Source organism: Saccharothrix luteola, assembly GCF_020859565.1.
GTDB classification, from domain to species: Bacteria; Actinomycetota; Actinomycetes; order Mycobacteriales; family Pseudonocardiaceae; genus Actinosynnema; species Actinosynnema luteola.
On record NZ_JAJHUO010000025.1, the window covers coordinates 24,917 to 38,202 of the forward strand.

Genomic DNA, 13,286 nt, shown 5'->3' on the forward strand with positions numbered 1-13,286 from the left:
CGACGCCCGGATGAACGCACCCCGACCGCTGCTGCTGGTGGGTGGCGGCGGACTGGCCCGCGAAGTCCTCGCGGCCGTCCGCCTCCTGCCGGCCCTGTGGCGACCCGTGGGCGCGCTGGACGACGACCCGGCCCGGCACGGCGCGGACCTCGACGGCTTGCCCGTCCTCGGCGGCACGGACCTCGTGCGCTCGACGGACGCGGCGGTGGTGGTGTGCGTGGCCAACGCGCACCGGCCGCTCGGCAGGCTGAACGTCGTCGCGCGGCTCGGCCTGCCGGAGGACCGGTGGGCGACCGTGGTGCACCCGGCGGCCTCGGTGGCCGTCGGCGCGGAGGTGGGGCCGGGCACGGTCCTGCTGGCCGGTGTGGTGGTGACGGCGCCGTTGCGCTTGGGGGCGCACGTCGTGGCCATGCCGCACGTGCTGATCACGCACGACGACGAGGTGGGCGACGGCGTCACGTTCGCCGGCCGCGCGTCGCTGGGCGGGTCGGTGCGGGTGGGGGAGGGCGCGTACCTCGGGCAGGGCAGTGCGGTCCGCGAGGGCGTGTCGATCGGCGCAGGGGCGGTGGTGGGCATGGGATCGGTGGTGCTCGCCGACGTGCCCGCGGGTGAGGTCTGGGCGGGCAACCCCGCCCGGCGACTGCGAGAGGGGAACGGTTCGTGATCGACATCCCGCTGGTCGACCTGCGCGCGCAGCACGACCAGGTGGCCGACGAGGTAGCCGACGGTTGGGCCGACGTGCTCAAGAACACCTCCTTCGTCGGTGGCCGCCAGGTCGCCGAGTTCGAGGCGGAGTTCGCCGCGTACCAGGAGGTGCCGCACTGCGTCGGCGTCGGCAACGGCACCGACGCGATCGAGCTGGCGTTGCGCGCCTTGGACATCGGGCCGGGCGACGAGTGCGTGCTGCCGGCCAACACGTTCATCGCGACCGCGGGCGCGGTGGCGCGGACGGGGGCCACGCCGGTGCTCGTCGACTGCGTGGCCGACACCGGCCTGATCGACGTGGCGCAGGTCGCGGAGGCGGTGACGCCGCGCACCAAGGCGTTGCTGCCGGTGCACCTGTACGGGCAGGCCGCGCCGGTCGAGGAGCTGAAGTCGTTCGGCGTGCCGATCGTGGAGGACGCGGCGCAGGCGCAGGGCGCGCGGCGGCACGGCGTGCCGGTCGGCGGGCTCGGCGACATCGCGGCGACCAGCTTCTACCCGGGCAAGAACCTCGGCGCGTACGGCGACGGCGGCGCGGTGCTGACCACGTCGGCCGAGCTGGCTTCGGCGGTGCGGCTGCTGCGCGAGCACGGGTCGCCGCGCAAGTACGAGCACTCGGTGATCGGCTTCAACAGCCGGTTGGACACGCTCCAGGCCGTGGTGCTGTCCGCGAAGCTGCGGCGGCTGGAGGGGTGGAACGAGCTGCGCCGCGCGGCGGCCGACCGCTACTCGGCGCTGCTGGCCGACGTGCCGGGCGTGACGCTGCCGGTGGTGCTGGCGGGCAACGTGCCGGTGTGGCACCTGTACGTCGTGCGGGTGGCGTCCCGGGACCGGGTCCTGGCGTCGTTGCACGAGGCCGGGATCGGCGCGGGCATCCACTACCCGACGCCGGTGCACTTGACGGGCGCGTACGCGCACCTGGGCCACGTGCCGGGTGACTTCCCGGTCAGCGAGGAGGTGGCCGGGGAGATCGTGTCCCTGCCGCTGTTCCCGGAGATCACCGCGGCGCAGCAGGAGCGCGTGGTGGCGGCCCTGACCGAGGCGGTGCGATGAGCGTCCACGTCCACCCGAACGGCCTGTGCGAGAGCTCCGACGTGGGCGACGGCACGCGCGTGTGGGCGTTCGCGCACGTGCTGCCGGGCGCGCGGGTCGGCCAGGACTGCAACATCTGCGACGGCGCGTTCGTGGAGGGTCGCGCGGTGCTGGGCGACCGGGTGACGGTGAAGAACGGCACCCTCGTGTTCGACGGCGTGGTGTGCGAGGACGAGGTGTTCCTCGGCCCGAACGTGCTGTTCACCAACGACCTGCGGCCGCGTGCGGCGATCAAGCGCACCGGCGACGCCCTGCTGTCCACAGTGGTCCGTCGCGGCGCGACCCTGGGCGCCGGCACCGTGGTCGTCTGCGGGGTGGAGATCGGCGAGCACGCCTTCGCCGCCGCCGGCTCCGTGATCACGAAGGACGTCCCGGCCCACGCGTTCGTCGCGGGCAATCCGGCCACCCACAAGGGCTGGGTCTGCGCGTGCGGCCAACGCCTGGACCCCACCCTCACCTGCCCCGACTGCCACACCACCCACACCACCACGGACACCGGCCTGACCCCAACCCCCTGACCCCCACGCGTGTCGAACACTCAGGTCCCGCGTGTCCTACGTTCAGCACGCGCGTGTCCTACGCTCAGGTCCCGCGTGTCCTACGTTCAGGACCCCCGAGTTCAACGCTCAGAACGCGCGACCTGCGGTTTCCACGCCTCCTGAGTCGCCGAGGGCCGTACGTGAGAGGGAAGCGGTGGACCTGCGGCCGACGGAGGCCGAACAAGCCCTGCGCGCAGCCGGTCGGTACCCGGAGCCGGCCCAGCGGTTCCTCGGTGAGTTCGGCGGCTTGGCGTTCGACATCGGCGGACCGGGATCACCTCCGCCGAGGAGCCGTTCGAACTCGACCCGTTCCTCTACGTCGTCGCCGACTTCCTGATGAGGTTCAGCGCGCACGTCGGCGGCATGGAGGAGTTGCTCCTCGGCGTCATGGGCGAACGCGCCGACCTCTGACCTGCGCCTTCACGCCTCCGTGGGCGCAGGCTCCTCCGCCGCACGCCGCCGCTGCTCCTTGGCCACCCGCAGCAACGCCCCCGTCGCGCCGATCATGGTGAACACCAGCCCCGTCGCCACGCCGAAGCCGAGCAGGTCGAACGTCACCGACGCGATCCCACCCGACACCACGGCCGCCACCAGCGCGCTCGCCAGGCTCCGCAGCTGCTCGTCCTCGCTGATCATCCGCACCCGGACCGCCGCGAACGCCGCCGCCAGGAACATCCCGATCAACGCGAACAGCCCCAGGTAGCCGTTCTCGATCAACGTCAGCAGGAACTGGTTGTCCAGGATCGTGTACTTCGTCGGCAGGTACGTGCCGAACCCGCGCCCCAGCAACGGGTTCAGGTCGATCTGCTCCCACGCCGCCTCGTAGTCCGCCGTGCGCGCCTTCACGCTGGGGTCGTCCTCGATGTTGGAGAACATCCCGCGCAACGTCCCGAACAGCCCCGGCACCACCAGCGTCGCGCCGAGGAACGACCCGCCGCCCACCACCGCCGTGGCGATCTTGCGCGGCCTCGGCAACGTGATGATCATGATCACCGCGCCGACCGCCATGCACAGCAGCGCCGTCCGCGACAACGACAGCAACGCGCCCAGCCCCACCAGCGCCAGGCACACGAACCAGCGCACGTGCGGCGTGCCGTCGTCCCGCGCCTTGAACACGTAGTGCACGCCCAGCGGCACGGCCATCGCGCACACCAGGCCGAACTCGATCGGGTGGTTCGTGGTGCCGGTCGGCCGGCGGAAGATCGACCGCGCCTCCATCGCCGAGTACCCGTTGTCCTGCACCCGCAGCCCGGGCAGCGACACGTACGAGGCCAGGTCCACCCCGAGCCCGAACTGCACCAGCCCCACGAACGCGATCACCGCCGCACAGCCCAGCAGCAGCTTGAGCACCCGGTCCAGCCGCTCCTTCGTGCGCACGGCGTCGCACACGAACACCGCGACCGCGATCATCGACGTGATCCGGATGATGCTGCTGTCGGCCACGGTCAGCTCGTCGGTCGGCAGCCAGCGCCGGGTCGCCACGCCGTAGGTCGCCAGCTGCGACGCCAGGTACAGCGCCACGGCCGTGCGCACGACGTTGCGCCCCTTGCCCATGCCGACGTCGTCCACCATCTGCCCGGACACCCACAGCACGCCCAGCAGCAACGCCACCACCAGCGCGGGCGGCAGCGTCATCGGTACGAACGACAGCACCAGCCGGGCCGGGATGATCAGCAGCGCGAGCAGGAACACGCTCATCACCGTGGCGCCGTCCGCCCGCCGCCGCACGGGCCGTTCCGGCAGGAACCGCTCGGTCACGGTCAGGGTTTGTCGTCGCTGGTCGGCCACGCCGGAGCCCCGGTGTTGCCGGGGTTGCGCGGGCCCGGCGCGGCGATCTTCACCGTCTGCTCGCTGGCCGTCGGCTGCGGTCGGCGGACCGGTGGGCCGGGCGGACGGCGCGGCGCGCCATTGGGCGACGGCGGGGGAGCAGCAGACGGGGGAGCAGCGGGCGGCGGAGAAACAGGCGGCGGGGAAGCGGGCGGCGTCACGGCGGCGTCGTCCGCTGCACCACCCTCACGCGCCTCACGGCGCCGCCGCAGGTGGTTCAGCACGCTGTCGCCGCCGAACGTGGCCGCCGTCGTCAACAGCATCAGCAGCACGAACGCCGCGCCCGCGTACCGGACCTTGCCGCCGATCTGCGCCTCCGCCTCGGTCGGGTTCACGATCACCTGCGAGGTGATGAACGTCGACGCCGGCGCCTTCAACGCGGTCTGCTGCTCGTCCAGCTCCTTGGTCGCGAACTCCATCACCGTGGTGACCAGGCGCTCGGCCGCCTCGGGGGTGCTGCCGTCCGCGGTCACGAACAGGAACGGGCCGCTCATGCCCCCGCCGGCCGCGGTGAAGTTCTCCGTCGAGTCCTTGTCGAGGCCGAGCGACTCCTTGCGGGTCTTCGGGTCGGCCAGGATCTGCGCGAGGATCTGCGCGGTGGTCGTCAGGCTGCCGTCGAACGCCAGCAGCGGGTTGACCTGCACCGCGTCCTCGGGGGAGAGCTTCTCCGAGAACGTGCCACCGGCCGACGGCGACGTGAGCACCATGACCCCGGTGGACTGGTAGCGCGTCGGGATGGACAGGAACACGCCGGCGGCCACGGCGACAGCCGTGATCGCCGCCGGCAGGGCGATGTACCACCGCCTGCGCAGCGTTCGCACGGCGCCCCAGAAGTCCATCCGCTCCCCGATCCACGTCCTACCCGCGGGCGTGCGCGCGGGGTGTTGTTACTCTGAAATCGGCCGACTCGCGCCCAGTCGTTACAGGTGGTGATGGACTTGACCCACCGGCGCGTGGTGTTCGCCGTCCTGGCCATCGTACTGGTCGTCGGCGCCTCGGCGGCGTACGTGACGTCGGTCGTGCGCGACACCTCACCCGTGCCGGTGGCCGCGGTCGACGGTGACCTGATGTTCGTGGCCCTCGCCGACGGGCGCGGCCGGGTCGAGCAGGTGCGCCTCGCCGATCCAGCCGCCCGCAGCGCGACCCCGATGACGTGCCAGCGGGTGTACCGGGCCGCCGGCACGACGGTGTGCCTGGGGCTGGCCGGGCCGGGCCCGACGTACGCGGCCGAGGTGACGCGGGACGGCGGCGTGGCGCGGACCGTGCCGCTGCCCGGGGTGCCGAGCCGGGCGAAGGTGTCGGCGTCGGGGCAGGTGGTCACGTGGACGTCGTTCGTGACCGGCGACTCGTACTCGGTGCCCGGCGGGTTCTCCACCCGGACCGGGTACCTGGACCTGCGGTCCGGCGAGGCGGTGGAGTCGCTGGAGGGTTTCGCCGCCGTGGTCGAGGGGCGGCCGCACGCCGCGCAGGACGTGAACTACTGGGGTCTGACGGTCGCCGCCGACGACCGGACGTTCTACGCGACCCTGGCCTCGGGCGGGTACACCTGGCTGGTGAAGGGCGACCTGGTCGAACGTCGCCTGGAGTCGCTGCGGCGTGACGCGGAGTGCCCGTCGCTGTCGCCGGACGGCACGAAGGTCGCCTACAAGAAGCGCATCGGTCGGCTCGGGCCGTGGGAGCTGGCCGTGCTGGACCTCGAGACCGGCGAGGAGCGCAGGCTCCCGGGCACCGCCGGGGTCGACGACCAGGCCACCTGGCTGGACGACGAGCGGCTCGCGTTCGCCGCCGTGCCGAAGGACGCCAAGCTCGCGTCGATCCACGTCGTGCCCGCCGACGGCTCGGCCGCCGCCGTGCTCGTGATCCCCGAAGCCACCTCGCCGTCCCCGCGCTGATCTTCGGCTAACGCCCTTCGCGGCACCGCGATTTCCTTGTGGTCGAAGGAAATCCTGCTGCATCGGAGGCGGAAGTTGTTATTCCTGGCCGGAATCGAATACCCGACCGCAAGAATCGTATTACGCGGCAACGGTGGCGCGGCCCGTTCCGCCGGTCGGGCCAAGCGCCGATGACGAGCGCGCCGGCACCGCTCCCGTCGTCCGCCCCGGCGATCCCGCCACTGCCGCCGGTCCGGCTGCCCTCGCTCACCGGGCTCCGCTTCCTCGCCGCGTTCGTCGTCTTCGGCTTCCACCTGCACGCCGGCGGCCTGTTCACCGGCACCGGCGCGGAAGGCGTCCTGGAGGTGGTGTTCGGGCAGGGTGCGACCGGGGTCGGGTTCTTCTTCCTCCTGTCCGGTTTCGTGCTCACGTGGTCCGCGCGCGAAGGCCTGCCGGCGAACGTCGGCAGGCGGCGCCGGGCGGCCAGGGTCCTGCCCAACCACGTGGTGGTCTGGGTGGTCGTCTTCGCGGGCCTCGCCTGGCTGGGCGGCGCGTCCGTCCTCGCGGGCGTGGTGGGCTTGTTCCTGCTCCAAGCCTGGGTCCCGGTGCAGTCGATCTACTTCGGCGTCAACACGCCGGCTTGGTCGCTGTCGTGCGAGGCGGCGTTCTACGCGGCGTTCGCCTGGCTGCTGGCGCTGGTGGACCGCGTCCCGCACCGGCGGCTCTGGGCGCTCGCGGTCGGCCTCATGGCCGCCGTCATCGCAGTCCCCGCGGTCGCCCTGCCCCTGCCGGACGGCCTGGAGTACTGGTTCGTCTACGTCTTCCCGGTGACCCGCGCGCTGGAGTTCGTGCTGGGCATGGCGCTGGCCCGGATCGTGCGCGCGGGCCGTTGGATCCGGCTGCCGCTGTGGCAGGCGGGTGCGCTGGCGGTCGCCGGGTACGTCGTCTCCGGCCACCTGCCCGGCACGTTCGGCTACGTCGCGGGCACAGTTGTCCCGCTGGCGCTGCTGATCCCGGCCGCCGCGGTCGCCGACGTCACCGGCGCGCGGTCACCGTGGCGCAACCGCACGGCGGTGTTCCTCGGCGAGGTCTCGTTCGCCTTCTACCTGGTGCACCAGGTGGTGATGCGGGCGGCGGAGGCGTTCGGACCGCACGACGTCGACCTGGCCGGGGCGATCGGGATCGCCGTCGCCCTCCTGGGCGTCTCGCTCGGGCTGGCGTGGCTGCTGCACCGGCTCGTCGAACGGCCGGCGCAGCGCCGCCTGCTCAGGCCGACAGCTCCCGCCTGAGCACCTTCTCCAGCTCGTGCCCGGCCGCGTCCCACGACCGGCCGGTCACGCTGGCGGACGCGGCCCGCGCCAGCGCGTCGAAATCGGGCGACGTGACCACCTCGGACAGCGCGCGGGCCAGGTCGTGCGGCGTCGCGGGCGCGTACCGGACGTGGTCGTTGTCCAGCACGACCCGGTTGTGCACGGCGTCGTTGACGACCGGCAGGCACCCGGCGGCCAGCATCTCGTGCGGCACCAGCGAGACGTTCGTCATCGACAGCGTGAGGCCCGCGTAGCACCGGTTGTAGATCTCGTTGAGCCGGTCGGGCGTGACCAGCCCGTGGTCGACGTGCCGGGGGCCCAGCGACCCGATCTTCTCGCCGTACGTGTGGATCGCGACGTCCGGGTGCCGCTCGGCGAAGATCTCCAACGCCAGCAACCCGATCTCGATCGCCCGCCGGGGCGCCAGCCGACGCGCGTAGAACACCACGCCGTCCCGCCGCACGCCCTCGGTCAGGCGGTAGCGGTCCGCGTCGCAGCCGAAGTCGAAGAAGTCGGCCGCCATCCCCGTCTCGGCCCGCACCTTGTCGGCCAGGTACCGGCCGGCGGTGAAGCCGTGGAACCCCATCCGGTAGGTGTTCTCCGCCAACGCCGACAGCCCGCCGACGGGGAAGAACCACGGCTCGTAGTCCTGCACCAGGTAGAACCGCTTGCCGGCGCACGGGTCGTTGAACGCCGGGTAGGCCGTCATCCAGGCGGTGGCGAACACGGCGTGCGCGTCGGCCATCCCGTCCGCCACGTCGTGCACCGACCCGCGGAAACCGGGGAACGCCGACCTGATCACCCGCTCGTGGTCGGCCGCACGGCTGCCGTACACGTCGTACAGGTACAGCCGGCACGTGTGGCCCACCGACTCCAGGTGCTCGATCAGCCGGAACATCGTGGTGTGCCCGCCGGAGCCGGGTGACGGCGGCGTGCTGACCCAGTTGACCGTCAACCGCCCGTCCTCGGGCACCGGCGGCACGACCACCGGCCGCCGCACGCCGATGTCCGCCGCGCGCACGTCCTCCAAGCGCACCGGGAACACCTCGGCGTCCGCGCCGAACCGCCGTGCCGCACGCCCGAGCGCACGGGCGCCCACCTGACGCACACCCTGTTCACGCATGATGCGCGTGACCTGGTGCGCCCGTCGTCGCAACTGCTGGACGACCCTCACGCGCCACTCCTCCGCAACAGGCCCAGCACCTCGTGGCGCAGGGGGAACACCACGGCCGCGTACGCCAGCGACGCCAGCGCGCCGCCCACCAGCAGCCGCCACAGGGCGCCGTCGACCAGCCACTGGACGCCCGACGCCACCAGGACCATCACCACACCGCCGGCCACCGGCCGCGCGACCGCCGCGCCCAACTCCCGCGCCCGCAGCCCGTAGGGCCGGAACGCGATCAGGTACGCGGGCACGATCACCACGAGCACGACCACGCTCTGCGCCAGCGCCACGCCCCGGATGCCGTCCAGGTGCGCGCCCAGCGCCAGCAGCGGCACGAGCGCGGCCAGCCACACCAGGTGGATCACCAGGATCGCGCGCGACCGCCCGGCGCCGGCCAGGTAGTCGTAGCCGAGCTCCAACGCCACCCGCAGCGCTCCCAGCAGCACCAGCAGCGCCAACGCCTGCGCGGCCGGGGCCCACCGCTCGCCGTACACCGTGCGCACGAGGGGGTCGGCCAGCGCCGCCAGCAGCACGCACGCGGGCACCGTCACCAGCGCGAGCAGCCGCAACGCGCGCGAGAACGTCCGAGCGAACAGCTCTGGATCATCTCTGACCTGCGAGAACGTCGCCAGCGACACACTGCGCACCGGCTGCGAGAACGCGCCGACCGGCCAGTTCGCCAGGTTGAACGCGAGCAGGTAGAACCCCAGCGGCACCGTGCCGAGCACGCTGCCGACGATGATGTAGTCGACGTTGAGGACCCCGAACACGAGCAGGCTCGCGCCCGCCAACGGCAGCCCGAACGCCAGCGCCTCCCGTGCCCGGACCGCGTCGAACCCCGGCCGGTAGCGCGTCGGCGTGTAGGCGAACATCACCACGGCGGCGACCAGGTTGGTGGCGATCCGCGACCACGCCAGGCTCCACGCGCCGAAGCCCAGCATCGCCAGCACGACCACCACGGCCGTGCCGACGACGAACGCCGACGTGTCCGCGACGAACTTGTGGTCCTGCCGGAACTCGCGTTGCAGCACCGCGCCCGGCACCGCCGACGCGCCCGCGATCACCAGCGACAGCGACATCAGCTGGATCACGCCGGTCGCCTGCGGCGTGTCCATCACCTCGGCGAACCACGGCGCGCCGAGCACGCACAGCAGCGCCAACAACGCGCCGGACGCGATGGACAGCGTCGTCACCGTGGGCGCGAGCTCCTCGACCGGCCGTTCGCTGCGCACCAGGGCGACGCTCACCCCCATCTCGCTGACGCTCATCACGATGTTGAGCACCACCAGCGCGACGGCGAACACGCCGAACTGCTCGGGCGCGATGAGCCGGGCCAGCAGGACGCCGACACCCACCTGGCCCAACCGCTGCACCAGGCTGTTGACCACGCTCCACCGGATCGCCGAACCGACCTTGCGCCGCAGCTCCGGCCGCCCGGTCGGGGTCGGCTCCACCTCGGCGGTCACTGGCCGCGCCACTTCCAGACCTGCTTGCCCACGACGCCGACGCCCCGCTTGACCAGGTGGCTGCCGACGAACAGCTGCGTGCGGCTGCACACCTTCGGCCCCAGCGCCCGCCGCCGCCGCAACGCCCGGTACTCGGGCAGCCGCGCCGCGTCGGGGAACACCCGCCGGGCGAACGCCTCCAGCTCGTCCACCGGGATCTCGTCCAGCTTGTCCCGGTCGTAGGCGCGCACCGCCCGCCACAACGCGTCCTTGGCGATCGACCGGTCAGCCAGCACCCGCAGCCGTGCCGGCAGGTCGGGGTGCTCGGCGAAGAACCGCTCGAACACCGCCTGCCGCTGCTCCAGGTCGGCGAACAGCGACGAGAACTGCGTGCGCATCATGCTCTGCTGGTGCACGCGGTAGTACGCGGCGGGCTTGCCGCGCACGTAGCCGATGTCGGACACCGCGGCGATGCGCATCCACATCTCCAGGTCGCCCGCGTGCGGCAGGTCCGGCCGGTAGCCGCCGACCTCCTGCTGCACCGACGTGCGCACCACGGCCTCGGGCGAGGACAGCACGTTCTGCCCGGTGCGGCACCGCGCCTCGATCCAGTCCACACCGGACCAGACCGTGCGACCGCCCGGCGGAGCGACCACGGACGGCAGCTGGTCGTGGTCGGTGTAATAAACAACACGTCCGTAGACCATGCCGACGTTCGGGTGAGCCTCGAAGACCTCGGCGGCACGGGCCAGCGCGCCCGGTGCGAGCAGGTCGTCGGCGGACAGCAGCACGGTGTAGTCGGCCTTGGCCCACTCCAGCAGACCCTCGTTGTAGGTCGCGATGTGGCCCTGGTTGACCTCGTGCCGGCGGCCCTCGACCCGGGGGTCCTGCGTCAACTCGGCCATGACCTCGGGCGTCTCGTCGCTCGACGTGTCGTCGATGATCAGCACCCGCACGTCGACACCGGGTTGGTCGAGCACGCTCTGCACGCACGCGCGCAGGAATCGCGCGTAGTTGTAACACGGGATGACGACGTCGACCGTTGGTCGTGCCGGGGGCTCAGTCACGCTCTACTCATCGTGTTCGACCGCGGATCGTTAACGGCGCGGCCCCGATCCCGATGTAGGAGGAGATACGGGGAGGGGTTCCATGGACCACGTCGTGCTGACGCGCTTCAACCTGCCGTCCGTCGGCGCGGAGAGCGTCGTGCGGGCGCGGGAGGGGTGGTTGACCGAACGCGTCGCGCTGTTCGAGCGGTACTGCCTGCCGTCCGTCGCGGCGCAGACGTCCTCGGACTTCCGGTGGCTGATCTACTTCGACCCCGAGAGCCCGCGGTGGCTCAAGGACCGCATCGAGGCGCACGGCGACGCGTACACACCGGTGTTCCGCACGCAGGTCAGCCGCGACGAGCTGATCGAGGACATCGCCAAGCTCTTCCCGGTCAAGGGCGACGAGCTGATCACGACCAACCTGGACAACGACGACGGCCTCGCCGCGGACTTCGTCGCCCGGCTCCAGGCCCAGCGGTCCACCGGCCGCCGCACCGCCCTCTACCTGGCGAACGGGCTGGTCAAGAGCCCGACCGGGTTGTTCGCGCACCACGACCGCGACAACGCGTTCGCCTCGATGCGGGAGAGCTGGGACGCGCCGGTGACGTGCTGGGCCGACTGGCACACCCGGCTGCACCGGCACGCCGAGGTGGTGTCGCTGGGCGGACCGCCCGGCTGGCTCCAGGTCGTGCACGGCGGGAACGTGAGCAATCGCACCCGCGGCAGGCTGGTCGCGCCCGCGCCGCACCGGCCGCGGTTCGGCGCGGCGCTGGACGACGTGCCGGAGCCCGCCGGCGGTGTGCTGGCCCGTGACCGGTTCATCGGTCACCCGCTGCGGTCGGCCCGTGACGGCGCCCGGTACGTGGCCAAGACCGCGGCGATGCGGCTGCTCGGCCCGGACGGCTTCGAGAAGGCGAAACGAGTGCTGGCCGCGCGGGCGTCGAGGTGATCGGGACCCGCGCGGTGCTGGCCGCCGTCCTCGTCCTGACCGCGTGCACGGCCGAGGCCCGCCGGCCGGCCGACCCGACGCCCGCGCCCGTCCCCGCCGGCCCGTCCGTCGACTACTACGAGCGGTGGGCCAACGGGCCCAACCCGACCGGCGACCCGGCCGTGTTCCCGATCAACGTCTGGATGCAGGACCCGTCCGGCGTCGAGAACGGGAAGAAGCTCGGCCGGGCGTTCCCGGAGATCGGCGTCGACTTCGGCATCGGGCTCTGGGAGGACGAGTGGTGGTACCTCCGCCAGGAAGGGCTCCACGAGACCGACTGGCGCGTGTACGTGGACGGCACGCGCGTCGACGAGGTCCTGGCCGACACCGCGCACGCCCGCAACTACGTCGGCTACCTGATCGCCGACGAGCCCGACATGACCAAGGTCTACGGCGACGTGTTCCACCCGGACATGCAGCCGTCGGCGATCGTGAAGGCCGCCGACGCGGTGCGCGCCAAGGACCCGTCCCGGCCGACGTACCTCAACTTCAGCCCGTGGATGGGCACGCCGACCGGCGAGATCGGCTACGGCTACATCGAGGAGTCGTACGAAGAGGACATGCGGACCTACTGCTCGGCCGCGGACATCGCGTCGGCCGACTACTACGGCTGGACCCACCCGGACCGCAACCACACCGTCGGCGCGTACAGCTACGGGCAGGTCATCGACACCATGCGCAAGTGGTGCGGCCCGGACAAGCCGCTGTACGGGTTCGTCGAGACGGGTCACCCGCACGACCGCGGCGAGATCATCGACGCCGACCAGCTCGAATCGGCGGTGTGGAACACGATCCTGCACGGCGCCACCGGCATCAACTACTTCGCGCACAGCTTCTACACCGACGGGACGGGCGAGTACTCCAGCGTCCTGACCCGCCCGGAGATCACCGCCCGCGTCGCCGCCGTGAACGCGCGGCTGAAGTCGTTGGCGCCGGTGCTCAACGCGCCGAACGCGCCGGGCGTGACCGCGTCGAGCGACAACGGCATCCCGGTCGCGGTGCTCCACAAGGATCCGGGCGTGCACAAGCAGCTCGGCGACACCCGCTGGGTGCTGGCGCAGACCGACGGCACCAAGGACCACCCCCGCAGCCTGGCCGCTCGCGTCACGCTCACCGTGCCGGTGTCGTCGGGCACGGCCACGGTGGTGGACGAGGACCGGACCGTGCCGATCGTGGACGGCCGGATCGTGGACGACTTCGGCCCGTACGAAGTTCACGTGTACCGGTTCTGACGGGCTAACGGCGCGGAGCCGGCCAGCGATGGGGGCAGTGCGGGACCCGAACCCACGGAGGCCGAT

At 72.2% G+C, this 13,286-nt stretch carries 12 protein-coding genes; 7 read left to right on the plus strand and 5 right to left on the minus strand.

What is annotated here, in order from left to right:
- Positions 1 to 10: 10 nt before the first annotated feature.
- The 3 genes from LNK82_RS31490 to LNK82_RS31500 are packed head-to-tail and all read left to right on the plus strand — an operon-like array spanning position 11 to position 2,312.
- Complete coding sequence (locus LNK82_RS31490) at positions 11 to 664, plus strand: NeuD/PglB/VioB family sugar acetyltransferase (RefSeq protein WP_230570531.1); 654 nt, start codon at positions 11 to 13, stop codon at positions 662 to 664.
- Positions 661 to 1,755 (plus strand): DegT/DnrJ/EryC1/StrS family aminotransferase, encoded by a 1,095-nt coding sequence (locus LNK82_RS31495; protein ID WP_372470696.1) that lies wholly within the window; start codon positions 661 to 663, stop codon positions 1,753 to 1,755. Before LNK82_RS31490 ends, LNK82_RS31495 begins: the two co-directional genes overlap by 4 nt.
- A complete protein-coding gene (locus LNK82_RS31500) occupies positions 1,752 to 2,312 on the plus strand; it encodes an acyltransferase (RefSeq protein WP_230570532.1) in 561 nt (186 codons plus the stop codon). The genes LNK82_RS31495 and LNK82_RS31500 overlap by 4 nt, the downstream gene beginning before the upstream one ends.
- Positions 2,313 to 2,753: 441 nt before the next feature.
- Here the strand turns inward: LNK82_RS31500 and LNK82_RS47940 are convergent, their stop codons facing one another.
- Positions 2,754 to 4,091: an O-antigen ligase family protein gene (locus LNK82_RS47940; protein WP_230570533.1), complete on the minus strand. Its 1,338-nt coding sequence runs from the start codon at positions 4,089 to 4,091 to the stop codon at positions 2,754 to 2,756.
- Positions 4,092 to 4,093: 2 nt separating this feature from the next.
- The gene (locus LNK82_RS31510; protein ID WP_230570534.1) at positions 4,094 to 4,999 is read right to left on the minus strand and encodes a GumC domain-containing protein; all 906 of its coding nucleotides are present in this window, start codon (positions 4,997 to 4,999) and stop codon (positions 4,094 to 4,096) included.
- A gap of 93 nt (positions 5,000 to 5,092) precedes the next feature.
- On the opposite strand from LNK82_RS31510, the gene LNK82_RS31515 reads away from it, so the two are divergent.
- Both LNK82_RS31515 and LNK82_RS31520 read left to right on the plus strand, forming a co-directional pair.
- Positions 5,093 to 6,052, plus strand: a complete 960-nt coding sequence (locus LNK82_RS31515; RefSeq protein WP_230570535.1) for a TolB family protein — start codon at positions 5,093 to 5,095, stop codon at positions 6,050 to 6,052.
- 170 nt (positions 6,053 to 6,222) lie between these two features.
- The gene (locus tag LNK82_RS31520; protein WP_230570536.1) at positions 6,223 to 7,320 is read left to right on the plus strand and encodes an acyltransferase family protein; all 1,098 of its coding nucleotides are present in this window, start codon (positions 6,223 to 6,225) and stop codon (positions 7,318 to 7,320) included.
- On the opposite strand, the gene LNK82_RS31525 is transcribed toward LNK82_RS31520, so the two are convergent.
- Genes LNK82_RS31525 through LNK82_RS31535 form a run of 3 tightly spaced genes read right to left on the minus strand, consistent with a single transcriptional unit; the run spans position 7,298 to position 11,018 of the window.
- The gene (locus tag LNK82_RS31525) at positions 7,298 to 8,515 is read right to left on the minus strand and encodes a rhamnosyltransferase WsaF family glycosyltransferase (RefSeq protein ID WP_230570537.1); all 1,218 of its coding nucleotides are present in this window, start codon (positions 8,513 to 8,515) and stop codon (positions 7,298 to 7,300) included. The two genes, LNK82_RS31520 and LNK82_RS31525, sit on opposite strands and share 23 nt — an antisense overlap.
- Positions 8,512 to 9,984 carry a lipopolysaccharide biosynthesis protein gene (locus LNK82_RS31530; RefSeq protein ID WP_230570538.1) on the minus strand — a complete coding sequence of 491 codons (1,473 nt, stop codon included), beginning with the start codon at positions 9,982 to 9,984 and terminating at the stop codon, positions 8,512 to 8,514. The genes LNK82_RS31525 and LNK82_RS31530 overlap by 4 nt, the downstream gene beginning before the upstream one ends.
- Positions 9,969 to 11,018 (minus strand): glycosyltransferase, encoded by a 1,050-nt coding sequence (locus LNK82_RS31535; RefSeq protein ID WP_230570539.1) that lies wholly within the window; start codon positions 11,016 to 11,018, stop codon positions 9,969 to 9,971. The genes LNK82_RS31530 and LNK82_RS31535 overlap by 16 nt, the downstream gene beginning before the upstream one ends.
- An 82-nt stretch (positions 11,019 to 11,100) precedes the next feature.
- Here LNK82_RS31535 and LNK82_RS31540 point away from each other — a divergent pair, with 82 nt between their 5' ends.
- Both LNK82_RS31540 and LNK82_RS31545 read left to right on the plus strand, forming a co-directional pair.
- Positions 11,101 to 11,949 (plus strand): glycosyltransferase, encoded by an 849-nt coding sequence (locus tag LNK82_RS31540; RefSeq protein WP_230570540.1) that lies wholly within the window; start codon positions 11,101 to 11,103, stop codon positions 11,947 to 11,949.
- Positions 11,946 to 13,220, plus strand: coding sequence for a hypothetical protein (locus LNK82_RS31545; protein ID WP_230570541.1), 1,275 nt, complete (start codon positions 11,946 to 11,948; stop codon positions 13,218 to 13,220). The genes LNK82_RS31540 and LNK82_RS31545 overlap by 4 nt, the downstream gene beginning before the upstream one ends.
- Positions 13,221 to 13,286: the final 66 nt, after the last annotated feature.

Bases quoted from the DNA above. Each gene is read 5' to 3' on its own strand.
- LNK82_RS31490 (WP_230570531.1), top strand. From the start codon at position 11: ATGAACGCACCCCGACCGCTGCTGCTGGTGGGTGGCGGCGGACTGGCC.
- LNK82_RS31500 (WP_230570532.1), top strand. From the start codon at position 1,752: ATGAGCGTCCACGTCCACCCGAACGGCCTGTGCGAGAGCTCCGACGTG.
- LNK82_RS31510 (WP_230570534.1), bottom strand. From the start codon at position 4,999: ATGGACTTCTGGGGCGCCGTGCGAACGCTGCGCAGGCGGTGGTACATC.
- LNK82_RS31515 (WP_230570535.1), top strand. From the start codon at position 5,093: ATGGACTTGACCCACCGGCGCGTGGTGTTCGCCGTCCTGGCCATCGTA.
- LNK82_RS31520 (WP_230570536.1), top strand. From the start codon at position 6,223: ATGACGAGCGCGCCGGCACCGCTCCCGTCGTCCGCCCCGGCGATCCCG.
- LNK82_RS31540 (WP_230570540.1), top strand. From the start codon at position 11,101: ATGGACCACGTCGTGCTGACGCGCTTCAACCTGCCGTCCGTCGGCGCG.